Origin of the sequence: Deefgea piscis (genome assembly GCF_013284055.1) — a bacterium.
Taxonomy (GTDB): domain Bacteria; phylum Pseudomonadota; class Gammaproteobacteria; order Burkholderiales; family Chitinibacteraceae; genus Deefgea; species Deefgea piscis.
On sequence record NZ_CP054143.1, the window covers coordinates 2,802,986 to 2,828,088 of the forward strand.

Sequence of the window (25,103 nt, forward strand, 5' to 3'; positions counted from 1 at the left end):
TGCAAAGCGAGAACTTTGATACTTAGCAAGTAATCTTATCACGATGACGATTGGGTGCGTAGTAAGTTTAATAAAAACAAAAATTTGGTGTTATATCTTTTGTCTTATATAAGACTGTAGTAGACTCGGCATCGACAACATGATAAAAAGATAAAGTTGCATGAAAAAACTAGCGGCGCAGCCTCTATATAAGCAAGTTATACGCGAAGTTATGACTGCGGTTGAGGCAGGTGAATGGCAGGATGACGAAAGTTTACCGAGCGAAGTTGAGCTGGGCGTGCGCTTTGGTGTAAGTCAAGGTACAGTCCGTAAGGCGCTTGATTCCTTGGTGACCGAAGGCGTTTTGTATCGGCGTCAGGGTGTAGGTACTTTCGTGGCAGGAATGAATGACTTTCTGGCCCGAGGACAGTTTTTGCCATTGGCCGGTGCCGATGGTGTAGCGCCAAAAATTGAACTACTTGGTTGCGTACGGATTCATGCAGGCGAACAGCTGGCAGATATATTGGGTTTGCGACGAGGTGCTGCCTTATGGCAGGTGCGTCGCTTACTTAGGGTTTCGGGTGTTGTCATTGGGTTGGAAGAAATGTTGCTGCCTGAGGTAGGGTTTCCCAATCTAGATATCCGACGCATTCGTGAGTTAAAAGGTAACTTACGTGAGTTGTGCTGGCGCGATTTTGGTGTGCGTTTGCGTGATGGTGAAGTGCGCTATCGCGCGGTAGCTGCAGGACAGAGCGAGGCACGCTTACTGATGGTGGATTTAAACGAGCCGCTATTGCAATTGGTTCGTTTAGCGAGAGATTTTGAAGGTAAGCCACAGGTTTGGAGTGTGGCATGGCTCAAAACCGAGACACTTGCTTTTGAACCCGCACCATTTGCATAGATTTTTTAATACTGATAACAGCTCCTTTAAGGACTAAATCAGACTACCTAAGCTCTTAGAGCTTTATTTGTAACTATAGAGAGGAAAGAGCGTATGCAAAAAACACGCCCAAAACACCTCGCGCTATGGCAAATCCGTTTGCCACTGCCGGGGATTGTGTCCATCTTGCACCGCATTAGCGGTTTGTTGATGTTCGCAGCCATTCCATTCATGTTGTATGCGCTAGAAGGCTCTTTGTCTTCGGCTGAGCGTTTTGCGGCATTTAAAGACTGCATCGGCAATCCGCTGGTGAAGCTGTTCTTGTTGGCGGTGTTGTGGGCCTATTTGCATCACGCCTGTGCGGGTACGCGCTTTTTGTTTTTAGATATCCATAAAGGCTTGGATTTAAAAACTGCGCGCTTCACTTCTTATCTTGTCTTGGCAGTGAGCTTGTCATTGACCGTCATTATTGGAGCGATCACATGGTAAATCGTCATGTTGTCGGTGCGCATTATGGATTGCGCGATTGGTTAGTGCAGCGCGTGACTGCCGTCATTATGTTGGCTTACACCTTGGGTGTAGTGGCCTTTATTCTTTTTGCTAACGGCGCGTCGTTTGAAGCTTGGCAAGCATTGTTTGCCAGCACTTGGGTGAAAATTGTCACCACGATTACGATCATTGCATTGTTATGGCATGCCTGGGTTGGCGTTCGCGACATCTGGATGGATTACATTCAGCATATTGGCGTCAAGCTCACAATGCACGTGCTGACACTGCTGTGGTTGCTCGCTAGCTTGATTTACATGGTTAAAGTTGTATGGGGTGTTTTATGAGCCAAGAATCTACAAAACGTCCGATTCCAGTTCGCAAATTTGACGCGCTGATCGTCGGCGCGGGTGGTGCGGGATTACGTGCTGCGTTGCAATTGTCTGAAGCGGGGGTTAAAACCGCCGTTCTATCTAAAGTATTCCCAACGCGCTCGCACACTGTAGCAGCGCAAGGTGGCGTTTCAGCTTCATTGGGTAATTCTGAGCCAGATCACTGGACTTGGCATATGTACGACACCGTAAAAGGTTCGGACTGGCTGGGTGACCAAGACGCAATTGAATTTATGTGCCGTGAAGCACCAAAAGTGGTGATTGAGCTTGAGCACTTTGGTATGCCGTTCGATCGCAATGCTGACGGCACGATTTATCAGCGCCCATTCGGCGGCCACATGAGCAATTTCGGCGAAAAACCAGTTCGCCGCGCCTGTGCTGCGGCTGACCGTACCGGTCACGCCATGTTGCACGCTTTATATCAACGTAACGTTCGCGCTAATACGCAATTTTTCGTTGAGTGGATGGCGCTGGACTTGATTCGCGATGAAAACGGTACAGTGCAAGGCGTGGTAGCGATGGAAATGGAGACTTCAGAAGTCGTTATTTTCCAAGCGAAAGCCACTTTGTTTGCTACTGGCGGCGCGGGTCGTATTTATTCTTCTTCTACCAATGCCTTTATTAATACTGGCGACGGTTTGGGTATGGCCGCGCGTGCGGGTGTGCCATTAGAAGACATGGAATTCTGGCAATTTCACCCAACTGGCGTTGCCGGTGCGGGGGTATTGATTACTGAAGGTGTGCGCGGTGAGGGCGGTATTTTACGCAACTCTAACGGCGAGCGCTTTATGGAGCGTTACGCACCGAATGCTAAAGATTTGGCTTCGCGTGACGTGGTTTCGCGTGCGATGGTGACCGAGATTAACGAAGGCCGTGGTTGTGGCCCAAATAAAGATCACGTTTTGCTGGATATTACGCATTTAGACCCAGAAGTGATTATGTCGAAATTGCCGGGTATTCGCGAAATTTCGATCAAATTTGCCGGTGTTGATCCAATCAAAGCGCCAATCCCTGTTGTGCCAACTTGCCACTACCAAATGGGCGGTATTCCGACCAATTACAAAGGTGAAGTGGTCACTGGCGACTCAACGGTCAAAGGCTTTTACGCTGCCGGTGAGTGCGCTTGTGCTTCGGTGCATGGCGCAAACCGCTTGGGTACCAACTCATTACTCGATTTGCTGGTATTCGGTAAATCTTCTGGCAATTCAATGATCGACTACATTAAGTCGCACCATGAATCGTTCCCAGAAATCTCAATGAAAGACGTTGAGCGTTCAGTGGCACGTGTTGCCCGTTTGGATAATCAAACCAGCGGCACGAATGTGAACGAAGCGCGCTTGGCAATGCAGCGCACTATGCAAGCGCATGCTGGCGTATTCCGCTTTAAAGACATGCTGGCTGAAGGCGTTTCGAAGATTCTCGAAGTCGAAAAAATGGTTAAAAACACCGTGATTGCCGACAAATCGAAAACCTTTAATACCGCGCGCCTTGAAGCGCTGGAATTAGAAAATCTGATCGAAGTGGCGAAAGCGACGATGATTTCTGCCAATGCGCGCACTGAATCACGCGGCGCGCACGTGCGTGACGACGCGATTGATAGCCCAGAACAACCGAATGGTCGTGACGATAAAAACTGGCTGAAACACAGCCTGTGGTTTAGCTCAGACAATCGCCTTGAATATAAACCCGTCAATTTAACGCCGCTGACTGTTGATTCTGTCGCGTTGAAGACTCGCTCATACTAAGAGGTTGCTATGACTACCCAATCCGTAAAATTTCGCGTTTATCGTTACGATCCAGATAAAGACGCTAAGCCGTATATGCAAGACATCAGTGTTGATGTCGACACCACCACTGAGCGCAAATTGCTCGATGCCTTGGTGAAACTCAAAGTGGTTGATGAATCGTTGTCATTCCGTCGCTCATGCCGTGAAGGCGTGTGTGGCTCGGATGCAATGAACATCAACGGCAAAAATGGTCTGGCCTGTATTACCGATATCGATACGCTCAAACAGCCAATCGAAGTGCGTCCATTACCAGGCTTGCCAGTGATTCGTGATTTGATCGTCGATATGACGCAGTTTTTTAAGCAATATCATTCGATCAAACCGTATGTCATTAACGACAGCCCAGCGCCGGATCGTGAACGTCTGCAAAGCCAAGAAGATCGTAAAGAGCTTGATGGTTTGTATGAATGCATTTTGTGCGCCTGCTGCTCAACATCATGCCCGTCGTTCTGGTGGAATCCGGACAAATTTGTCGGTCCAGCGGGTTTGTTAGCGGCGTATCGCTTTATTGCCGATACCCGTGACGAAGCCACTAGCGCGCGTTTGGATAATCTAGAAGACCCTTATCGTTTATTCCGTTGCCATAGCATTATGAATTGCGTTGATGTTTGCCCGAAAGAGCTCAATCCAACCAAGGCCATCGGCAAGATTAAAGATCTAATGGTGAAGCGTATTTCTTAATAATAGGTGGGTATTTCCTTCTAGACTTTTTGTGATAAAGCCTGCATGGTTATACCCATAGGGGGTCTAGATGAATGAAGTTGAATTTAAAAGAATCGTGTGGCGCTCTCGTCGTGGATTGTTGGAGTTGGATTTGCAATTAGAGCGCTTCGTTTCCGATGTTTTACCCACGTTATCTGAGTCTGAATTGGCTGTGTACGAACAAGTTTTAATGCTGCCCGATTGGGACTTTTTAGAGTACGTCAATGGCAAGTCAGTGTGTCCTGATGCACAGCTGGCCGTGATGATAGCGCGCATTAGCGCCGCACAACAGTAACGTACAGCTTAGGCTGTTTAACAGGAGTCTATAGATGGATAAGAAAGTCACGCTAACGTATAACGACGGACAAAGCACACTCGATTTCCCAGTGTTGCCGAGCACGCTGGGTCCTGATGTTGTAGATATCCGTAAATTTTCGCAAACGGGGATGTTTACCTTCGACCCGGGTTTTTTAGCAACTTCAAGTTGCGAATCCAAAATCACTTTCATCGACGGTGATTTAGGGCAGTTGTACTACCGTGGCTATCCCATCGAACAGTTGGCAGAAGACTCTGATTACCTCGAAGTCTGCTATTTGTTGATCAACGGTGAGTTGCCAACCGTGGCTGAAAAAGCGGGCTTCCAAAAAACCGTCATGAGTCACACCATGATTCACGACCAATTGACGCGCTTTTTTAACGGCTTTCGCCGTGACGCGCATCCAATGGCAATGATGGTTGGCGTAGTTGGTGCTTTGTCTGCGTTCTACCAAGACAGCTTGGACATCAATAACGAAGAGCACCGCAAAGTGGCGATGTTCCGTTTGATTTCTAAAATCCCAACCATTGCAGCCATGTGCTACCGCTACAACCAAGGTTTGCCATTCGTTTACCCACGTAACGATTTGAGCTACACCGCCAACTTCATGCACATGATGTTCTCAACACCATGCGAGCCGTATGTACCCAACCCAGTGTTGGTGCGGGCGTTGGATGTGATTTTCACTTTGCATGCCGATCACGAACAAAATGCATCAACTTCGACCGTGCGTTTGGCCGGCTCGTCGGGTGCTAATCCATTTGCCTGTATCGCTGCTGGTATCGCTTGCTTGTGGGGCCCATCACATGGTGGCGCCAACGAAGCGGTCTTGGTGATGTTGGACGAAATCGGTTCAGTCGATAACGTACCGGCCTTTATGGATGGCGTGAAAGCTAAAACACATAAACTGATGGGCTTTGGTCACCGTGTTTACAAAAACACCGACCCACGTGCCAATGTGATGCGCCGTATCTGCCACGAAGTATTGGCTGAAATGGGCTTGCAAGACGATCCGAAATTCAAATTGGCAATGGAATTGGAAAAAATCGCGCTGGAAGATCCGTACTTCATCGAGCGTAAACTTTATCCAAACGTTGATTTCTACTCAGGCATCGTTCAATCGGCCTTGGGCATTCCTGTACCGATGTTTACGGTGATTTTTGCCTTGGCACGCACTGTAGGTTGGATTAGCCACTGGAATGAAATGATTTCTGATCCAGGCATGAAAATCGGTCGTCCACGTCAGCAATACACTGGCGCGCAAAAACGCGATTTTGTACCTATTGATCAACGCGGCTAAGACCCCGTTCCTGCGCCCTTATGTACCCCATGAGGGCGTAGCAGCATTGACCGGCCTAGGTGCATCAACTTGCAAAGCTTAGGCGGATAAAACTGGATACACGGCAATGATGAAAGAACTCGAAACAAATTCTCAGCTTTTTGGCGGCAACGCACCTTTCGTAGAAGATCTTTACGAACAGTATTTATTTGACCCAACTTCGGTAGACGCTGAATGGCGGGCCTATTTTGACAAACTGCAACTCAGTAGCGGCAATACCGCGCGTGATATTGCACGTGCGCCGATTGAAGAGTCATTTCGGCAGTTAGCCAAGCAGCCAATCCGTGCCGCTGGCGTTGCCGATGAAGGCGCAATTGAACGCCAAGTCAACTTACTGCGTTTAATTTCAGCTTACCGCATTATGGGTAGCCGCGGCGCGAGCTTAGATCCATTGGAAAGAATGGATAAAGTGGCGATGCCACAATTGGATCCTAAAACTTACAACCTATCTGATAGTGATATGGCGGTGAAGTTGGGTACCAATATCGCTGGCTTAGAGCGCGCAACGCCAACTGAAGTGCTGGGATTTTTAAAGCAAACTTATTGCGGCAATATTGGCTTGGAATACATGCACATTACCGATGCGGAAGAGCGCAGCTGGGTGCAAGAATTCTTTGAGTCAAGTCGTTCGCAACCGAGCTTTAATGTCGAGCAAAAAAAACGCATTCTCAAGCAAGTGACTGCCGCGGAAACGCTTGAGCAGTATTTGCATAAAAAATATGTGGGTCAAAAACGTTTCTCGCTGGAAGGCGGCGATTCAATGATTCCGGCAGTTGATTATTTAGCACAAGCAGCCGGTGCGGCTGGTGTGCAAGAAATGGTCATCGGCATGGCGCATCGTGGCCGCTTGAATATGCTAGTCAATATCTTGGGCAAGCAACCGCGTGATTTGTTCGGCGAATTTGAAGGCCGTTACGACACTTCGCTGGCATCGGGCGATGTGAAGTACCACATGGGCTTTAGCTCGGACATCCCAACGTCCGGTGGTCCATTGCATTTAACCTTGGCGTTTAATCCATCGCATTTAGAAATCGTTAACCCCGTGGTTGAGGGTTCGGTGCGTGCACGTCAACATCGCCGCCGCGATGTGATTGGTGACCAAGTATTACCGTTATTGATTCATGGTGACTCGGCCTTTATTGGTCTAGGTACCAATCAAGGTACGTTCAATCTGTCGCAAACGCGCGGTTATGGCACTGGTGGTACGGTACATTTGGTCATCAATAACCAAGTGGGCTTCACGACCTCGGACATTCGTGACAATCGTTCGACGATTTACAGCACTGATATCGCCAAGATGGTTGAAGCGCCGATTTTCCACGTCAATGGTGATGATCCAGAAGCCGTTTGCTTGGTGACGGATGCGGCATTGAAATACCGTCAGAAATTCCATAAAGACGTGGTGATTGATCTGGTTTGCTACCGTAAACACGGTCACAACGAAGCCGATGATCCGTTTGTAACGCAACCGATGATGTATCGCCAAGTGGCTAAGCATCCGGGCGCACGCCGTAAATACGCCGATCGTTTGATCGCCGAAGGCGTAGTCACTGCAGCAGAAGCCGATGGCATGATTCAAGCGTATCGCGATGCATTGGATCGCGGTGAACACGTTGAAAAAACCACGCTGACTGATTACAAACGCTCACACGCCATTGACTGGTCAAAATACCTCGGTACGCACTGGCGTCAGCCGGTCGTAACGGCCGTTCCACAAGCCGATTTGATTCGCTTGACCGAAAAATTCACCGCAGTGCCAGAAGGCTTTAAGCTGCGCGCTAACGTTGAAAAAATCATCAACGAACGTAAAGCAATGGCTGCAGGCGATACGCCAGTTGACTTTGGTATGGCCGAGCATTTGGCTTACGCCACCTTGTTGACTGAAGGTCATGGCGTGCGTTTGTCAGGTGAAGATTCGGGCCGTGGTACGTTCAATCACCGCCATGCTGTTTTGCACGATCAAAATCGTGAGAAATGGGATCACGGCGTGCATGTGCCGCTACAAAATCTATCGGAAAACCAAGCACCATTCCGCGTAATTGATTCGATCTTGAACGAAGAAGCCGTTTTGGCATTTGAATATGGCTATGCCTGCTCAGAGCCGAACGAATTAGTGATTTGGGAAGCGCAGTTTGGTGACTTTGCCAACGGCGCGCAGGTGGTCATCGACCAATTTATTACTTCGGGTGAAACCAAGTGGGGCCGTTTGTGTGGCCTGACTATGGTCTTGCCGCACGGTTACGATGGTCAAGGTCCAGAGCATTCTTCAGCGCGGGTTGAGCGTTATTTACAATTGTGTGCTGAGCACAACATCCAAGTGGTGATGTTGTCTGAAGCGGCGCAAATGTATCACGTGCTGCGCCGTCAAATGTTGCGTCCATATCGCAAGCCATTGATTGTCATCATGAGTAAAAAACTCTTGAAGGCAAAAAATGCCGCCAGCCCAATTGAGCATTTTACCAATGGTGAATTCCGCTCGGTGATCGGTGAAGCGCAAGAGCTCGATGGTAAAAAAGTCAAACGCGTGGTGTGCTGCTCAGGTCAAGTGTATTTCGATCTGCTGGCCGGTCGCAGTGAGCGTGAGATTAAAGACATCGCCATCGTGCGAATTGAGCAACTGTACCCATTCCCAGCTGATGAGCTCAAAGCAGAATTGAGCAAGTATCCAAACGCTAAAGAAATTATGTGGGCGCAAGAAGAGCCACGCAATCAAGGCGCATGGCATCAACTACGTCATCGCTTAGAAGACGTGCTGGAACCAAAACAAGTGTTGCAATACGCGGGTCGTCCATCGTCGGCATCGCCTGCAGTGGGTTATATGAGTAAGCACAATGCGCAGCTCAAAACCCTTGTTGATGATGCAATGAAACTGTAAATCCAACGCCACGCAGCGCGTGGCGTAATGGCTGAACTGGCCAAAACTCTGGAGATGAAAAATGATTGTTGATGTCTTAGTGCCACAATTGCCTGAATCAGTATCGGAAGCGACTTTAGTTTCTTGGAAGAAAAAAGTCGGCGAAGCGGTTGCTCGCGATGAAAATTTGATTGACCTTGAAACCGACAAAGTCGTGCTAGAAATTCCAGCACAACAAGCCGGTGTATTGGTTGAATTACTTGAAGTGGATGGCGCAACGGTAGGTAGCTTGCAACTGATCGCGCGTATCGACACCACTGCCGTTGCTCAAGCCGCGCCTGCTGCTGCCGCACCTGTGGCCGCAGTGGCAGACGCAACTGTAGTGGGCATGCCAGCCGCGAAAAAACTGGCCGCTGATGCCGGTGTGAATCTAGCGGATGTTGCCGGTACCGGCCGTGATGGCCGTGTATTAAAAGAAGACGTGCAAAACCATCTTAGCAAGCCAACAGCTGCCGCGGCACCAGCGCCAGTGGTGGCCACTTCAACGGATGGCCGTGCTGAACAACGGGTACCAATGAGCCGCTTGCGCGCTCGCGTTGCTGAACGTTTGCTGCAATCGCAACAAACCAACGCCATCCTGACCACGTTCAACGAAGTGAACATGAAGCCAGTGATGGATTTACGCAACAAATACAAAGATAAATTCGAGAAAGAACACGGCGTTAAACTCGGCTTTATGGGCTTTTTTGTGAAAGCCGTTGTTGCCGCACTGAAAAAATACCCAATCGTTAATGCCTCGGTGGATGGTAATGACATTGTGTATCACGGTTACTTTGATATTGGTGTTGCCGTTGGTAGCCCACGTGGTTTGGTAGTGCCGATCATTCGTAATGCCGATCAATTGTCTTTGGCTGACATCGAAAAAACCATCGCTGACTTTGGTAAGCGCGCGCAAGAAGGCAAGCTTGGTGTTGAAGAGCTCACTGGCGGCACGTACACCATTTCAAATGGCGGTACTTTTGGTTCGATGATGTCAACGCCGATCATTAACCCACCACAATCAGCGATCTTGGGCATGCACGCCACCAAAGAGCGCGCCATGGTGGTCAATGGTCAAATCGTTGCTTTGCCAATGATGTATCTGGCGCAATCTTACGATCACCGCATTATTGATGGTCGTGAAGCGGTATTGGCTTTGGTGGCGATTAAAGACGCGATTGAAGATCCAGCACGCTTATTGCTCGATTTGTAATTATCTAAGGGTATGCCGCTACTTGCGGCATACCTAAATGTTTGCATTAATATACCCATGCGGGTTATGGATGGAATTCAAAATGTCGAAATCTTTTGACGTTGTGGTGATTGGTGCAGGTCCTGGCGGATATATTGCCGCGATTCGTGCCGCGCAGCTGGGCTTTAATACCGCTTGCGTGGATGAATTTAAAAACAAAGAAGGCAAAGCGTCATTGGGCGGTACGTGCTTAAACGTCGGCTGCATCCCATCGAAAGCATTGCTTGAGTCTTCAGAAAATGTTGAGCGCATCGAGCACAAATTTGCTGCGCACGGCATTACGGTTGAAGGCATGAAATTTGATGTTGGCACCATGCTGGCACGTAAAAATGGCATCGTGAGCAAGCTCACGCAAGGTATCGGCTATTTGTTCAAAAAGAATAAAGTCGATAGCTTGCATGGTCATGGCAAGATTTTGGGCCGCGTTGGCGATAAATGGCAGCTAGAAGTTAGCGATGCCGGTCAAACTGAAGTGGTTGAAACCACGCACATCATCATTGCGACCGGTTCAACCCCACGTCAATTGCCACAAGCGCCGGTTGATAACGTGTTGATCTTGGATAACGACGGCGCTTTGTCGATTCCTGCTGTGCCAAAACGCTTGGGTGTGATTGGCGCCGGTGTTATCGGTTTAGAAATGGGCTCGGTGTGGAAGCGCTTGGGTTCTGACGTAACGATTTTAGAAGGCGCGCCAGGTTTTTTGTTGGCTGCTGACGAAGCGATTGCTAAAGAAGCGCATAAGATTTTCACCAAAGATTTGGGCTTGAAAATCAATACCAGCGTCAAAATCGGCGAAATCAACAAAGGTGCTGACTCGGTTACCGTCAATTATGTTGATGCCGATGGCGCAGCGCATAGCGAAGAATTCGATAAATTAATCGTTTCAATTGGTCGTCTGCCCAACACTTGGAATCTCGCTAGTGATGCGGTTGGTTTGCCGCTCGACGAGCGCGGTTATGTGATTGTGGATGGTGATTGCCGCACGAGCCTGCCAAACATTTGGGCGGTAGGTGATGTGGTTCGTGGGCCAATGTTGGCGCACAAAGCATCAGAAGAAGGCGTTGCTGTGGCTGAGCGTATCGCTGGCCAGCACCCACATATTGATTTTAACAATGTGCCTTGGGTGATTTACACCAGTCCAGAAATGGCTTGGGTGGGTAAAACCGAGCAAACATTAAAAGCCGAAGGTATTGAGTACAAGAAAGGCCAGTTCCCATTTGGCCCGAATGGTCGTGCACTCGGTTTGGGTGAAACCGCTGGTTTTGTCAAAATGCTCGCTTGCGCCAAAACAGATCGTATTTTGGGCGTGCATATCATTGGCCCATTCGCTTCTGAGTTGATTACTGAAGCCGTGGTGGCGATGGAATTTAACGCATCAAGTGAAGATATCGCTCGTATTGTTCATGCACATCCGTCTTTGTCAGAAGCTTTGCATGAAGCGGCGCTGGGTGTAGATAAACGCGGTTTGCATTCGTAATTTGTTGACGGGTGATAACACCCGTCTGTGGTACCTCTGGAGGGTTGTGTTGACCCTCACAATAACACTCTCCTTGAAAAGGATTAATAGAGATGAATCTGCACGAATACCAAGCCAAGGAATTATTGGCTAAGTACGGCTTGCCAGTACAACGCGGCATTTTGGCGACAACCGGCGAAGAAGCTGCTGCGGCGTACGATGCGCTCGGCGGCAAATTTGCGGTAGTTAAAGCACAAGTTCACGCTGGTGGCCGTGGTAAAGCGGGTGGCGTGAAAGTGGTTAAAAGCCGCGAAGAAGCGGCAGCTGAAGCGACCCGTTTGATCGGTACGAATTTGATCACGTATCAAACTGACGCTGAAGGCCAACCCGTGCATAGCGTGCTGGTGTGTGAAGACATGTACCCAGTAACGCGCGAACTTTATCTTGGCGCTGTGGTAGATCGTGGCTCACAACGCATTGTATTTATGGTTTCAACCGAAGGTGGTGTTGAGATCGAGAAAGTGGCAGAAGAAACGCCAGAAAAAATCATTAAAGTAACCGTTGATCCATTGGTTGGCATGCAGCCATATCAAGCGCGTGAATGTGCATTTGCTTTGGGCCTTGAAGGCAAGCAAGTGACTCACTTCACCAAAATGATGTTGGGCGCGGCTGAAGCGTTTATCGCTAATGATTTTGCTTTGTTCGAAATCAACCCATTGGCACTGCGTGAAAACGGCGAATTGTGCTGCGTTGACGCCAAAATCGGCCTCGATTCAAATGCATTGTATCGTCACCCAGAATTGCTAGCTCAACGTGACAAGTCACAAGAAAACGAGCGCGAAGTGAAAGCGTCTGAGTTCGAGCTGAACTACGTGGCACTTGAAGGCAATATCGGTTGTATGGTCAACGGCGCTGGTTTGGCGATGGCCACCATGGACATCATCAAACTCAAAGGTGGCCAGCCAGCTAACTTCTTGGACGTTGGTGGCGGCGCAACCAAAGAGCGCGTGATCGAAGCTTTCAAATTGATCTTGGCTGATTCGTCAGTAAAAGGCGTTTTGATCAATATCTTCGGTGGTATCGTGCGTTGCGACATGATCGCTGAAGCGATTATCGCTGCGGTAAAAGAAGTGAACGTGACTGTGCCTGTTGTGGTTCGTCTGGAAGGTAATAACGCTGAATTGGGCGCGAAAATCTTGGATGAATCTGGCTTGAAACTCGTTTCTGCCCAAGGCTTGAACGACGCAGCTGAGAAAATCGTTGCTGCTGTTGCAGCCTTGTAATCACCGCACGAATATGTGACGTAACAAAAGTTGTCTAGCTAGACACCGAATCGCGGACAGTACATTAAGTACGGCAAGATGAGGTAACGCCGCTAGAGAACTTTTGACTTACTACAAAGGAAAAAGACCATGAGCGTTTTGGTTAATAAAGATACAAAAGTGCTGGTGCAAGGTTTCACCGGTAAAAACGGTACTTTCCACGCAGAACAAGCGTTGAAAGTAGGTACAAAAGTGGTTGGTGGTGTTACACCAGGTAAAGGCGGCTCTGAGCACCTTGGCTTGCCAGTATTCAACACCATGCGCGACGCTGTGGCGCAAACTCAAGCTGATACTTCAGTTATCTACGTACCTGCAGCTTTTGCTAAAGATTCGATTCTTGAAGCAGTGAATGCAGGCGTTAAATTGATCGTATGTATCACTGAAGGCGTGCCAACGATTGACATGCTGTACGTGAAAAAAGCGGTTGATGAAGCGGGTATCCGTCTGATCGGCCCTAACTGCCCAGGTATTATCACTCCGGGCGAGTGCAAGATCGGTATTATGCCGTGGCACATCCACAATCCAGGTCGTATCGGTATCGTTTCTCGTTCTGGTACTTTGACTTACGAAGCGGTTGCACAAACAACGGCGCTGGGTTTGGGTCAATCAACTTGTATCGGTATCGGTGGCGACCCAATCCCAGGTTTGAGCCATATCGACGCATTGAAATTGTTCCAAGATGATCCTGATACTGACGCGATCGTGATGATCGGTGAGATCGGTGGTTCTGCTGAAGAAGAAGCGGCTGAATTTGCTAAGTCTTACGTAACTAAGCCAGTGGTTGGTTACATCGCTGGTGTAACTGCGCCTAAAGGCAAACGTATGGGCCACGCTGGCGCGATCATCTCTGGCGGCAAAGGTACTGCTGAAGAGAAATTCAAAGCGTTTGAACAAGCTGGCATCGCGTACACCCGCAGCCCAGCTGAAATCGGTAAAACGATGTTTGAATTGCTAAAATCAAAAGGCATGATTTAAGTTTTAATTTGCCGTATTGATTTCAAAAGCCATCTTGTAAAAGATGGCTTTTTTGCATTTTAAGCACTTATTATCGGCAATAAAGCCATTTCGTGTGTTTAAGATTGGTGCTTAAATTACCGAAGATGACTCGATGCTGACTGTTTATATTACCTGTGCAAGCAAGGGTCAGCCTGCTATTCTTGTAACTCTATTTTGGTTTTTAACTTAAAGGGGCGATTTATGTCTGAAGCAAGTGAATCTGTACTAATTGATGAAACTAAAGATGTACTGCAAGAAACTGCTGATTTGATGAATGAAGCGGCCAATGCCAGTCCTGAAGAATCAAAAAAGATCTATGCAAAAATCGCCGCTAATTTGTGCGATGCAAAACAACGATTGGTTGAAATTGAATCGGTAGCGGTGAATAAGGCCAAAGTGGCTGCTCAGCAAACGGATCAATATGTGCATGCGCATCCGTGGCAAGCGGTTGGTGTTGGTGCCGCAGTGGGCTTGTTGATTGGCTTTTTGGCAGCTCGGCGCTAAATGAGTCGGCGCGCAACTTGGCGTGATACGGTGGGCGGCTTAGTAGCTGCCCGTTTTTCATTGTTTGGCCTTGAGCTGCGTGATGAGTTTGATCGACTGGCGCAAATGATTGGTTTTGCCATTGCAGCCGCATTTTTGTTGATTATGGCGCTGACTTTTGCCGGTTTAGGCTTGCTATTTGGCTTTTGGGAATATCGAGTTATTATTTGTGCCGTTTTTGGTGCGGTGTTTTTATTGTGTGGATTGTTTGCATACAAGCAATTGCGCCAATTAATGCACGATTTAATTACCCCTTTTCCATTAACCAGTGAAGAATTTGCACAAGACAAAAAACTCATTGATGCCGCTTTTCATGCCGCAACTTCGACGAAGGAGGGCGCGTGATGGCCAATCAGCAACGTGAGCTCAAAAAGCAGCAACTGGTCTTTCGCTCGCAATTGTGTCGGCTGCAGCTCGAAACTCGGCTACTTGAATCTCGTCGCCCAATGGCGCTAGCCAATGCGCTTTTGGGGAATACGCAGTCATTAAGCATGCTCAGTAAATTGGCGCAAATCTTAGCGAAGGCCCATCCATCGATGTCGCGACTCACTCATGGCGTGAAGATATTTGGCGTACTGATGGCGGTGCTTAAGCTATTACGTAACAAATGAACCAGACTTCATGGGCTTGCGTATAATCATGCGACCCATGGAGTGATATATGTTCAAGTATCTAGAAGATTTTGTCGGCAATACGCCGCTCGTCAAACTCAAGCGTATCCCCGGTGATACGACTAACACGATTTTAGTGAAGCTCGAAGGCAATAATCCGGCTGGCTCTGTGAAAGATCGACCCGCTTTGTCGATGATCCGCCGTGCACAAATGCGCGGCGACATTCAAGTTGGCGATACTTTAATTGAAGCCACGAGTGGCAATACCGGTATTGCTTTAGCCATGGCCGCAGCAGTGATGGGCTATCGGATGGTGTTATTGCTGCCAAAAAATTCCAGCATTGAACGAATTCAAACCATGAAAGCCTACGGTGCTGAAGTGATTTTAACCGAGGGCATGGAAGCGGCTCGAGATCAGGCTTTACAAATGGCGCAAGCGGGGCAGGGATTGATTTTAGATCAGTTTGCCAATGCGGATAATCCACTGGCGCACTTTGAAAGTACCGGTCCAGAGATTTGGCGCGATACAGCTGGAACGATTACGCATTTTGTCTCTAGCATGGGGACCACCGGTACCATTATGGGAACGCAGCGCTTTTTAAAAGCACAAAATTCAGCCGTGCAAATTATTGGCGTGCAGCCCTGCGATGGCGCACAAATTCCGGGCATTCGTAAATGGACGCCAGAATATGTGCCGACGATTTGTCATTTTGATTTGATCGATCGCTTAATGGAAGTCAATCAAACCGATGCCGAAGCCATGACGCGGCGCCTTGCGCGTGAAGAGGGTATTTTTGCCGGCATTTCCTCAGGTGGCGCTTTATGCGCGGCACTGGCTTTGTCGCAAGAAGTCGAAAACGCGGTGATTGTGAGTATTGTTTGTGATCGAGGCGATCGCTACCTGTCTACCGGAGTGTTTCCGGCGTAAGTGATGCCAAGACATTATTCGATCTTTGGCATACAAAGTATTAAAGCGGCAACTATTTTGCTTACTGAATGTTTCAAATTAAGAGAACACAATGACGCCAGTTGATTTACATTGTCATTCCAATATTTCTGATGGCTTATTGCCACCCGATGAAGTTGTACGACGTGCCCATTCACGAGGCTGTCAATTATTTGCATTAACCGATCATGATGATGTGCGTGGCTTGGCGTTAGCGCGGCAAACCGCCGATGAGTTAGGCATGCAGTTTGTGAATGGTGTTGAAATCTCAGTCAGCTGGGGCAAGCACACCTTACATATTGTGGGTTTAGGTTTTGATGAAAATGACCCCACGCTTTTAGCTGGGCTTGCTAGTGTGCGCGAGGGCCGCGCTGAGCGTGCTGAACGGATGGCCAAAGGGCTAGAAAAGCTGGGCATTGAAGGCGTGTTGGCTGGCGCGCAAAAGTTTGCCGAAAATCCAGAAATGATTAGCCGCACGCATTTTGCCCGTTTCTTGGTTGAGTCTGGCCGCTGTAAAGACACTAAATCGGTATTTAAAAAATATTTGGTGCGCGGTAAACCGGGCTATGTCGAGCATGAATGGGCGCGCTTACACGATGCCATTGATTGGATTCGCGGCGCGGGTGGCGTTGCCGTACTGGCGCACCCAGGGCGCTATGATTTAGGCAATGAAACCTTGCGCGTGCTCTTGATCGAATTTCACCGCATGGGCGGTGAAGCGATTGAAGTGGTTTCTGGCACACATAGCATTGCCGATGCGGCGCGATTTGGCCGTTTGGCCAATGACTTTAATTATCAATGCTCTAGCGGTACTGATTATCATGCCACGGGTGAGGGGTCGAGAGAGCCAGGTTTAAATGCCGATCTTCCTTTTGGCTGCACACCCGTGTGGGAGCGCTGGCTAAAACAGCCTTTGCAAGATGTATCTCGCGCTAACTAACATTGATTATGGTGTGTAGCGATATACCTATTTAACAAGTTGGAAACTCATGTCACAGTTTTTTTCTATTCATGCTGAAAATCCTCAGGCTCGCCTCATTAAACAGGCAGTGGATATTTTACGTAAAGGCGGGATTATCATTTACCCCACCGATTCGTGCTATGCCATGGGTTGCGCTTTAGATAATAAAGATGCGATTGAGCGGATCCGACGGATTCGCCAATTGGACGACAAACATCACTTTACCTTGGCCTGCCGTGATTTATCGCAGCTCGGCAATTATGCCCGCGTAGATAATCAAGCTTTTCGCTTACTCAAAGCGGCGACGCCGGGTAGTTATACGTTTATTTTGATGGCGACCAAAGAAGTGCCGCGCCGGGTGTCGCACCCTAAAAAACTGACGATTGGCTTGCGGGTGCCGGATCATCCGGTGGCATTGGCCTTATTGGAAGAATTGGGTGAGCCGATGCTGTCGAGTTCTTTATTGTTGCCCAATGAAGAGTACCCAATGACGGATGCGTGGGAAATTCGCGATCGTTTAGAGCACGAAGTCGATTTGGTGATTGAAGGCGGTTATTGCGGTACGGAGCCGACAACGGTGATTGATCTTTCTGGTGATGTGCCGACACTGATTCGGCAAGGCAAAGGCGATATAGCGCCGTTTGCACTTTAAAATGCGTTAAAAGGCGGTTATGGAACTGAATATTATTCAAACAATTGCAATCTGGGCTTTGCCGGTCTTGTTTGCAATTACTGCGCATGAAGCTGCGCATGCGTATGCAGCTAAGCGATTGGGCGATCCCACGGCTTTTTTACAAGGCCGAATGACGTTTAATCCCATGAAACACATCGATCCGATTGGGACGGTTTTATTGCCTTTATTGTGTGTATTGCTGCCGGGCGGATTTTTGTTTGGTTACGCCAAGCCCGTTCCAGTTGATTTTCATGCCTTAAATAATCCCAAGCGCGATATGCGATGGGTGGCGGCGGCAGGGCCGTTGGCCAATTTAGTCATGGCCTTTATTTGGGCCTTATTGTTTCGTTTTGCCGCCAGTGGGTTAGAAGGTAGCTCGTTTCAATTGCCATTGGCCTTAATGAGTCAGGCTGGGATTCAAATTAATGTGATTTTAATGGTGCTTAATTTGTTACCAATTCCACCATTGGATGGTGGGCGAATCATGATTTCTATTTTGCCACCCAATTTAGCGCGAACTTTAATGAAAGTTGAGCCTTATGGCTTTTTCATTATCATTGCCTTATTGGTCACCGGTATTTTAGGGTACATCTTGGTGCCATTGATGACGATGGTGATGCGTTTAATTCAAATTGTTTTGTAGGTGCAGCTAATGCGAGGCATTGTTTTTCCGGTGGTGCTGATTGTAATTGGTGCGGGCTGGCTGATGAATTCGCTAGATTTTTTCCCTAGCGTGAGCTGGATAATCATAATTGGCTTAATGAGCGCAGGGGTGGCGTTGTTGGCGATTGAAGGAGTGAATAAATCCACCATTGTTTTAGGCCCAATGTTGATTGCCGGTGCAATTACGACCTTTTTGCGTCAGCAATATCAATTGCCGCTGTCGATTCAATGGCCGATATTACTCATATTGTGCGGCATTTTGATGCTGCTGGCGCGTTCGCGCTGGATTGCCGCTGCGCCACCTAAACCGTGGGATCAGCAACCCTTACCACCGCGTCAACCAGAATGAATGTAGCCGATTTACCGCTAACGCCATTGGCGCATGTATTTGGTGAGCCAGTACATGCGTTTCCAGCCGATTTATATATCCCGCCTGAAGCTTTGCGCGTCTTATTGATTGAGTTTGAAGGTCCGCTTGATTTATTGCTCTATCTAATTCGTAAACAAAATATTGATATTCTCAATATCCCAATGTCGCAGGTGACTACGCAATACATGGCTTATGTTGAAGCGATGGAAGCGTGTCATATTGAATTGGCGGCAGAATATTTATTAATGGCCGCCATGCTGATTGAAATTAAATCTCGACTCTTGGTGCCCAAGCCCGTTGTCGAAGTTGATTTTATGGATGAAGAAGATCCGCGTGCGGAATTAATGCGCCGTTTATTAGAATACGAACAAATGAAACTAGCGGCGCAAGCATTAGATGTTTTGCCGCAAGCTGAGCGAGATTTTACTTGGGTTGCAGTGCATGTCGAATCAGAGTGTGCAGCAGTTTTGCCTGATGTGAGTTTAATGGATTTAAAACTCGCTTGGCTGGGTTTAAGTGCGCGTAGTCAACAAGTTCAGCACCATGTGATTGCCAGCGAGCAATTGTCAGTGCGGGCGCAAATGGCGCATATTTTGCGAGTCATCGCCAATGGACGCTATTATGAGTTTAATGAACTGTTTGATTTGCAGCAGGGTGTGCCATTATTGGTGGTGACTTTTATTGCAATTTTAGAATTGGTTAAAGAGCGTTTAATTTCAGTGACGCAATATGCGGTATTAACGCCGGTTTATATTCAGTTAATTCGTGCTGAATCCGCTGCAGCATAAATTAAACCCCAGATAAACGTAAAATCGTTTTTCACTGCGATGTGGCGATATTCTCCGGCGCTCGAGGAACTGGCGGCGACACGGCCCGCTTAGCCATCAGAATATATTCATTTCGATTGGGAATGTTGTTTGTTGGCGTCGTAATACCACAATTGCCGATTAACAGATGGATCTGCCACTAAATTTTTTGTGAGTTTTAAATGGATCAAAATCAAGCAATTAAAATCATTGAAACGGTATTGTTAACGAGTCAAGAAGCATTGCGTGTTTCGCAAATTAAAAAGATATTTAATGATGAATTGAGTTCCGCGTTTGTTTTGCAATGTTTGCATGAAATAGCGGCGTCTTGGCAAGATCGTGGTATTGAATTATTAGAGCTCGCCAATGGTTGGCGCTTTCGCGCTAAACCTGAAATGCAAATTTATTTAAACCAATTAAATCCAGAAAAACCACCGCGTTATAGTCGCGCAGTCATGGAAACGCTGGCGATTATTGCGTATAAACAGCCGATTACGCGTGGTGAGATCGAAGAGATTCGCGGCGTGGTGGTGTCAAGCCAGATTATTCAAACCTTAAAAGAGCGTGGCTGGTTGGAGGTCATTGGGCATAAAGAAGTGCCCGGTCGGCCGGAATTGCTAGCAACCAATGCAACTTTCCTTGCGGATTTAGGCTTAAAGAAATTAAGCGAGTTGCCGTCTTTTGCTTTGGATGCAGAAACATTGATTCAACGTGATTAATGTAGTTTGTCTTTGTTTGGGATAATTGGCGGTACGTGTTGGCCGCTGTGCGGATTTGTCGGTTTGGCATTGAGTGTATTGGCAGAACAGCATTCGTCATGATTTCTAATTTCTGACGTATAGCTGTTGGTAGTCTGATAATGTCAGCTACATTTTGTAGACAGCTTACATAGAAAAAGCTTATGTTGATCAACGTTCCATTTCGATGATCTTCTATTGCCGATGTCGCAATCTAAGCAAAAATATTATTTATTGGCGTTAGCCTATCTTTTGGCTGGACTGATTGATTGCAGTGTCTTACCCAAAGATACTTGGTTTAGTCCATTAAACTTGCAATTAGGTATTGCTGTGGCGGGCTTGTTGCTAATGGGGCCCAGAGCGATACTGTGCTGTATTCCCGGTGCAATTTGTTATGGTCTTGAGCTTGCCGCACCGACTTTATGGCTTGCGGCCACTGTGACACTGCTCAATCTAGCGCAGGCGCTCTGTGTTTTTAGCTTGTTGCCACTGTTTGTATCCGAAGGCGAATTTAGAATTAACGATAGTCATCGTTTATTATTAGCAGGCCCAATTTATAGCAATATTTTATTTGCTAGCATGTTTATCTCTGTGGTGCAGTTTGTAATTGCGCAACCTTTATTGCTGCAAAATTGGCTCATGGTCTGGCTGGCTCAGTCCTTGAGTTTATTAATTGTAATTCCCGGTATATATGCGGTATTGAGCGATAAAGAGTCGCTCAATGCCAATTGGATTATTGAATTAACCTTAATCATTACCGTAGTCGCCGGCGGCAGCATTTTATTGCTGCAAGGGCATAATGTGTATGCCCTAGAATTTGCTTATTTAATGTTTCCTTTATTTATTTGGTCATCATTGCGTCTCGGGCAGATTGCCAATAGCGCCATTGCTTTAGTTATTTTGTTGGTGATCAGTAGTCAATATATTGGCGAAACTAATTCCGTTGTGCATACGGTTCGATTGTTATTTTTGTTGGCAATCGCGCTGCAAACAGCGATTTTTTTAACCGCTTCACACCGTGAAAATCAGCGCGCAATCAATGCTGCGCGCTTGGCGGGTAAGATCTTTCAGCATGCCAGTGAAGGCATTTTACTAACCGATGCCAATGCCAAGATTATTGCCATCAATCCCGCTTTTGAAAAAATAACCGGTTTTCAAGCTCGCGATGCGATTGGCAAAACCTCGCGTATTTTTGGCCGCCAGCAAGGCCGGCTAAGCGTGCTGCAATCGAATCAATTAACCAGTTTGCATCAAATAGGTCATTGGGAGGGCGAGGTGCAAGATTGGCGCAAAGGCGGCGGCGCTTATCCTGCTTGGCTGTCAATGAGCGCGGTGCGTGATGAATATAATCAAATTACCAATTACGTGGCGGTTTTTTCCGATTACACCACGCGCAAAGAGTCTGAGCAAAAAATGCGTCATTTGGCGCAGCATGATGCGTTAACCGGCTTACTCAATCGCAGCGGCTTACACGAGGCTCTGGGGCAAACATTAACGCGGGCCAGTACCAAATGCCGCTCGTTTGCTTTGCTGTTTATTGATTTGGATCGATTTAAAACCATTAACGATACTTTGGGCCACGATGTTGGTGATGAGCTACTCAAAGTGGTTGCGCAGCGCTTGCAAGGCAATGTCAAGCAACAAGATACGGTGGCGCGCTTGGGTGGGGATGAGTTTACGGTGCTATTGGAAAACGTCATTCATAACGAGCAAATTATTCAGGTCGCCGAGCGTATTTTGTTGGCGCTGGGTGAAGTGTATCAAGTGGGCGAACATGAACTTTTTGTCACAGGCTCCATCGGCATTAGTTTATATCCGCATGATGCTGGGCAAGCGGCGCAATTAATGAAAAATGCTGACATTGCGATGTATCGCGCCAAAGAAATGGGCAAAAACACTTACCAGTTTTATTCGATCGATATGAATATGGCGCATCAAATGTCGCATTTGAATTTAGAAAATGCGCTGCGTTTTGCCTTAGAGCGTCAGCAATTGCAATTATGGTATCAACCGCAGTTTGATTTAGCGACCGGGCAATTGGCCGGATTGGAATGTTTAATTCGCTGGCGGCACCCGCAATTGGGTTTGATATCCCCACTCGAATTTATTCCAATTGCCGAAGAAAATGGTTTGATCATTCCCATTGGCGATTGGGTACTGAATGAAGCGTGCCAATGCGTGCAGCGCTGGCGGCAGCAAGGATTTGTGGTGCCACAAATTGCCGTAAACCTGTCGGTGCGGCAATTTAGGCCTGATCTCTTGCTGTCGCAAGTGACGCAAGCGCTGCAAAATAGCGGACTACCCGCCCACGTGTTGGAGCTTGAAGTCACTGAAAGCTTGATTATGACGCGGATTAATGAAGCCATTGCCATTTTGCAGCAGCTCAAACAATTGGGCGTGAAAGTGGCTATTGATGATTTTGGAACGGGTCATTCATCCTTATCGCAACTGAAAAACTTACCGCTGGATACATTAAAAATCGACCGCTCGTTTATTGAAGGTATTCCTGAGCAGGCTGATGATGTGGTGATTGCCGAAACCATTGTGATTTTGGCCCAAAAACTGGGCTTAAATGTCGTTGCCGAAGGCGTTGAGACGCAGGCACAAATGCAGGTCTTGCGGGATATGGGTTGCGCTTGTGCGCAGGGTTACTTCTACAGTAAACCATTATCAGCACCGGATATGGAAAATATGCTGATCAGCATGGCTAAGCAAGTGACTGAGGTATATTAATCTAGGCTTTATTTAACTTGGTCTAGGGAGCAATACGGGTAAGGTGTGCTGAGTTAAGATGCCACGGTTTGCTGTTGTATGGGTCGGCCGTTACTTGGTTCACGCTCGTCATTGTGCGGGCGTGAACCAAGGCAGGGGGCGGGTGTGAATGGGTTTATTTTTTGGCCGCTGGCTTGGCTGGCTCATCGCCACGCAGATAAGCCGCTTTGATTTCATCGGCTAGCTGCAAGACCGCCGTCGCGTACAAAGTGCTCTTGTTATAGCGAGTTATCACGTAAAAATTATTAAAGCCTAAAAAGTGCTGAGTAAACCCCGGCTCAGTTTCTAGCGCGTATAACACTGCCGGTTGCTGAGTGTTGATTTCGGCAATCGGCGCCACGCCTTTGGCGATTAATTCATCCACGGTGTAATGGATATTAAATTTATCGGCCAATAATTGGCTAGGGTCTTGATTCATATTGACTGCAGTAAAGGTGTCGCCTTGATCCACCCAGCCATGCTGATTGAGATAGTTGGCCACTGAGGCCAGCGCGTCGCCGGGGTTGTTCCAAATGTCGTGACGGCCATCGCCATCCCAATCTTGGGCGTATTTCCGGAAAGACGAGGGCATAAATTGCGGCCAGCCCATGGCACCGGCGTAACTGCCTTTAAATGACGCGGCGTCTTGTTGCTCTGCTTGCGCTAATAAGAAAAACTCAGTGAGTTCTTTTTGAAAATACGCGGCACGGCGTGGGTAATTAAACGCAATGGTGCTTAAAGCATCAACAATCCGAAACGAGCCGGTATACGTGCCGTAATTGGTTTCTGCGCCCAAAATGGCCAACATCACTTCGGGGGCCACTTTGTATTGCTTGGCAATGGCATTAATTAAATCGGCATGATTGCGCCAAAATTTGGCGCCATTATTGATGCGCGTTTTATTCACAAAATTGGCTTGAAACTCATGCCAAGGTCGGCTGGTTGAGGGGCGATCCAAAATCGTAATGATATTGTTTTTGGTTTGCGCGTCTTGCAACACACTCGTTAAGTAGTCTTCACTAAATCCATGCGTGGCGGCGGTTTGGCGAATGTAGTCTTGCACTTCTGGGCGGCTAATTAATTCATCATCCGCAACAGAAGGGGCCGATACAGCGAGGGTCGCCAAGATGGCAAGGGTGATTTTTTTCATGAATAAGATCGATTTAATGAGACAGCGCGCTAGAGAGTAGCTGCGCTGTAATGTTAACAATGGGAATTACGCGATCATACGCCATACGAGTTGGGCCAATCACGCCTAAAGTACCGACGATTTCGCCATCCACTCGATACGGCGCGGCGATAACTGAGCATTCATCCAGTGGCGCGATGCCCGATTCATGACCGATATAAATTTGAATGCCTTCGGCGCTTTGCCCCAGTTGCATTAGTTTGAGTAGGGTGCTTTTTTGTTCAAAAAGTTCAAACAACTGGCGCATTTGCCGCATATTGCTGCCAAAATCATTCAGCCCCAGCAATTGATGTTCCCCCGCAATCACCATATGGTCGTGGCTTAAATCTTGTCCCATTTGCATGGCGGCATTCATCAGCTCAAGTAATTCACGTTTAACTTGGCCTAAATCTTGTTGCAAAACCTGCATGAGATTGCCAATGGTTTTGCCGGCGCAGTGGCGATTTAAAAAATGCGCCGCGTCATTGAGCTCATTGATGCCTAAAATGCGCTCGGTTTGCACGATGCGATTTTGTACCTCGCCATCTTGCGTCACCAAAATGAGCAATACGCGTTTATCCGAGAGCGGCAAAAATTCAATTTGTTTGAGTAGCACTTCGCTACGGCGTGGCGGCGTCACAACGCCCGCAAAATGTGTAAGCTGGGATAATAGTTGCGAAGCGGCGGCAATGCTGTGTTGCGGATGATCGTTCGGCAATTCAGTACTGAGTAACTCAGGCAAGGCCGCATGAGTGGTACTGCCTTGCGTGGTCAGTAATCGATCGACAAACAGGCGGTAGCCTTGCGCGGTCGGAATTCGCCCCGCCGAGGTGTGTGGGCTGGCAATCAGGCCGAGGTTTTCGAGGTCGGCCATGACATTGCGTATCGTGGCCGAACTGACATCAAGGCCAGAATATTGCGACAACGCTTTTGAGCCAACAGGATGGCCGTCGGCGATATAGCGTTCAACCAGCGTCTTTAAAAGGATGTGGGATCGATCATTGAGCATCATAGCGCTGGATTTTAACCTGTCTGGCGTGTTATTAATGCGTTCTGTGATTTAATTTGGTGTAA

25 protein-coding genes are annotated in these 25,103 nt (G+C 47.8%); 23 read left to right on the forward strand and 2 right to left on the reverse strand.

Annotated features, from left to right (window positions below; all coding sequences use genetic code 11):
• Nucleotides 1–160 precede the first annotated feature (160 nt).
• The 23 genes from HQN60_RS13120 (at nucleotide 161) to HQN60_RS13230 (ending at nucleotide 22,843) form a co-directional block, all read left to right on the forward strand.
• Entirely contained in the window at nucleotides 161–880 is a 720-nt protein-coding gene (locus tag HQN60_RS13120) for a GntR family transcriptional regulator (protein WP_173534076.1), read from the forward strand.
• A gap of 93 nt (nucleotides 881–973) precedes the next feature.
• The gene (gene sdhC / locus HQN60_RS13125; RefSeq protein WP_173534077.1) at nucleotides 974–1,348 is read left to right on the forward strand and encodes a succinate dehydrogenase, cytochrome b556 subunit; all 375 of its coding nucleotides are present in this window, start codon (nucleotides 974–976) and stop codon (nucleotides 1,346–1,348) included.
• Nucleotides 1,342–1,692, forward strand: coding sequence for a succinate dehydrogenase, hydrophobic membrane anchor protein (sdhD, locus tag HQN60_RS13130; protein ID WP_173534078.1), 351 nt, complete (start codon nucleotides 1,342–1,344; stop codon nucleotides 1,690–1,692). The genes sdhC and sdhD overlap by 7 nt, the downstream gene beginning before the upstream one ends.
• Nucleotides 1,689–3,482, forward strand: coding sequence for a succinate dehydrogenase flavoprotein subunit (gene sdhA, locus HQN60_RS13135; RefSeq protein WP_173534079.1), 1,794 nt, complete (start codon nucleotides 1,689–1,691; stop codon nucleotides 3,480–3,482). The genes sdhD and sdhA overlap by 4 nt, the downstream gene beginning before the upstream one ends.
• 9 nt (nucleotides 3,483–3,491) lie before the next feature.
• A complete protein-coding gene (locus HQN60_RS13140; protein ID WP_027467334.1) occupies nucleotides 3,492–4,205 on the forward strand; it encodes a succinate dehydrogenase iron-sulfur subunit in 714 nt (237 codons plus the stop codon).
• A 70-nt stretch (nucleotides 4,206–4,275) separates the two neighbouring features.
• Nucleotides 4,276–4,521, forward strand: a complete 246-nt coding sequence (locus tag HQN60_RS13145) for an FAD assembly factor SdhE (protein ID WP_173534080.1) — start codon at nucleotides 4,276–4,278, stop codon at nucleotides 4,519–4,521.
• A 34-nt stretch (nucleotides 4,522–4,555) separates the two neighbouring features.
• Nucleotides 4,556–5,842 carry a citrate synthase gene (gene gltA / locus HQN60_RS13150; RefSeq protein ID WP_173534081.1) on the forward strand — a complete coding sequence of 429 codons (1,287 nt, stop codon included), beginning with the start codon at nucleotides 4,556–4,558 and terminating at the stop codon, nucleotides 5,840–5,842.
• Nucleotides 5,843–5,948: 106 nt separating this feature from the next.
• Nucleotides 5,949–8,756, forward strand: coding sequence for a 2-oxoglutarate dehydrogenase E1 component (locus tag HQN60_RS13155; protein WP_173534082.1), 2,808 nt, complete (start codon nucleotides 5,949–5,951; stop codon nucleotides 8,754–8,756).
• A 61-nt stretch (nucleotides 8,757–8,817) separates the two neighbouring features.
• Complete coding sequence (odhB, locus tag HQN60_RS13160; protein WP_173534083.1) at nucleotides 8,818–9,987, forward strand: 2-oxoglutarate dehydrogenase complex dihydrolipoyllysine-residue succinyltransferase; 1,170 nt, start codon at nucleotides 8,818–8,820, stop codon at nucleotides 9,985–9,987.
• 82 nt (nucleotides 9,988–10,069) lie between these two features.
• Nucleotides 10,070–11,503, forward strand: coding sequence for a dihydrolipoyl dehydrogenase (gene lpdA, locus HQN60_RS13165; protein WP_173534084.1), 1,434 nt, complete (start codon nucleotides 10,070–10,072; stop codon nucleotides 11,501–11,503).
• A gap of 92 nt (nucleotides 11,504–11,595) precedes the next feature.
• Complete coding sequence (gene sucC / locus HQN60_RS13170; RefSeq protein ID WP_173534085.1) at nucleotides 11,596–12,765, forward strand: ADP-forming succinate--CoA ligase subunit beta; 1,170 nt, start codon at nucleotides 11,596–11,598, stop codon at nucleotides 12,763–12,765.
• A 129-nt stretch (nucleotides 12,766–12,894) separates the two neighbouring features.
• Nucleotides 12,895–13,779: a succinate--CoA ligase subunit alpha gene (gene sucD / locus HQN60_RS13175; RefSeq protein ID WP_173534086.1), complete on the forward strand. Its 885-nt coding sequence runs from the start codon at nucleotides 12,895–12,897 to the stop codon at nucleotides 13,777–13,779.
• Between the two features lie 222 nt (nucleotides 13,780–14,001).
• Nucleotides 14,002–14,304, forward strand: a complete 303-nt coding sequence (locus HQN60_RS13180) for an ElaB/YgaM/YqjD family protein (RefSeq protein WP_173534087.1) — start codon at nucleotides 14,002–14,004, stop codon at nucleotides 14,302–14,304.
• Nucleotides 14,305–14,688, forward strand: coding sequence for a phage holin family protein (locus HQN60_RS13185; protein ID WP_173534088.1), 384 nt, complete (start codon nucleotides 14,305–14,307; stop codon nucleotides 14,686–14,688).
• Nucleotides 14,688–14,954 (forward strand): hypothetical protein, encoded by a 267-nt coding sequence (locus HQN60_RS13190; protein ID WP_173534089.1) that lies wholly within the window; start codon nucleotides 14,688–14,690, stop codon nucleotides 14,952–14,954. Before HQN60_RS13185 ends, HQN60_RS13190 begins: the two co-directional genes overlap by 1 nt.
• Nucleotides 14,955–15,003: 49 nt before the next feature.
• Nucleotides 15,004–15,882 (forward strand): cysteine synthase CysM, encoded by an 879-nt coding sequence (gene cysM / locus HQN60_RS13195; RefSeq protein WP_173534090.1) that lies wholly within the window; start codon nucleotides 15,004–15,006, stop codon nucleotides 15,880–15,882.
• 91 nt (nucleotides 15,883–15,973) lie between these two features.
• Complete coding sequence (locus tag HQN60_RS13200) at nucleotides 15,974–16,840, forward strand: 3',5'-nucleoside bisphosphate phosphatase (RefSeq protein WP_173534091.1); 867 nt, start codon at nucleotides 15,974–15,976, stop codon at nucleotides 16,838–16,840.
• 49 nt (nucleotides 16,841–16,889) lie between these two features.
• Nucleotides 16,890–17,513: an L-threonylcarbamoyladenylate synthase gene (locus HQN60_RS13205; RefSeq protein ID WP_173534092.1), complete on the forward strand. Its 624-nt coding sequence runs from the start codon at nucleotides 16,890–16,892 to the stop codon at nucleotides 17,511–17,513.
• Nucleotides 17,514–17,532: 19 nt separating this feature from the next.
• Nucleotides 17,533–18,177: a site-2 protease family protein gene (locus tag HQN60_RS13210; RefSeq protein WP_173534093.1), complete on the forward strand. Its 645-nt coding sequence runs from the start codon at nucleotides 17,533–17,535 to the stop codon at nucleotides 18,175–18,177.
• A gap of 9 nt (nucleotides 18,178–18,186) precedes the next feature.
• Nucleotides 18,187–18,546 (forward strand): hypothetical protein, encoded by a 360-nt coding sequence (locus HQN60_RS13215; RefSeq protein WP_173534094.1) that lies wholly within the window; start codon nucleotides 18,187–18,189, stop codon nucleotides 18,544–18,546.
• Nucleotides 18,543–19,355 (forward strand): segregation and condensation protein A, encoded by an 813-nt coding sequence (locus tag HQN60_RS13220; RefSeq protein ID WP_173534095.1) that lies wholly within the window; start codon nucleotides 18,543–18,545, stop codon nucleotides 19,353–19,355. Before HQN60_RS13215 ends, HQN60_RS13220 begins: the two co-directional genes overlap by 4 nt.
• Before the next feature lie 200 nt (nucleotides 19,356–19,555).
• Nucleotides 19,556–20,092: an SMC-Scp complex subunit ScpB gene (gene scpB / locus HQN60_RS13225; RefSeq protein WP_173534096.1), complete on the forward strand. Its 537-nt coding sequence runs from the start codon at nucleotides 19,556–19,558 to the stop codon at nucleotides 20,090–20,092.
• A gap of 222 nt (nucleotides 20,093–20,314) precedes the next feature.
• Nucleotides 20,315–22,843: a bifunctional diguanylate cyclase/phosphodiesterase gene (locus tag HQN60_RS13230; RefSeq protein WP_173534097.1), complete on the forward strand. Its 2,529-nt coding sequence runs from the start codon at nucleotides 20,315–20,317 to the stop codon at nucleotides 22,841–22,843.
• A 154-nt stretch (nucleotides 22,844–22,997) separates the two neighbouring features.
• Here HQN60_RS13230 and mltB read toward each other — a convergent pair whose 3' ends face one another.
• Nucleotides 22,998–24,011 carry a lytic murein transglycosylase B gene (gene mltB, locus HQN60_RS13235; RefSeq protein WP_173534098.1) on the reverse strand — a complete coding sequence of 338 codons (1,014 nt, stop codon included), beginning with the start codon at nucleotides 24,009–24,011 and terminating at the stop codon, nucleotides 22,998–23,000.
• Nucleotides 24,012–24,024: 13 nt separating this feature from the next.
• Complete coding sequence (gene hrcA, locus HQN60_RS13240) at nucleotides 24,025–25,041, reverse strand: heat-inducible transcriptional repressor HrcA (RefSeq protein WP_308419405.1); 1,017 nt, start codon at nucleotides 25,039–25,041, stop codon at nucleotides 24,025–24,027.
• Nucleotides 25,042–25,103 lie beyond the last annotated feature (62 nt).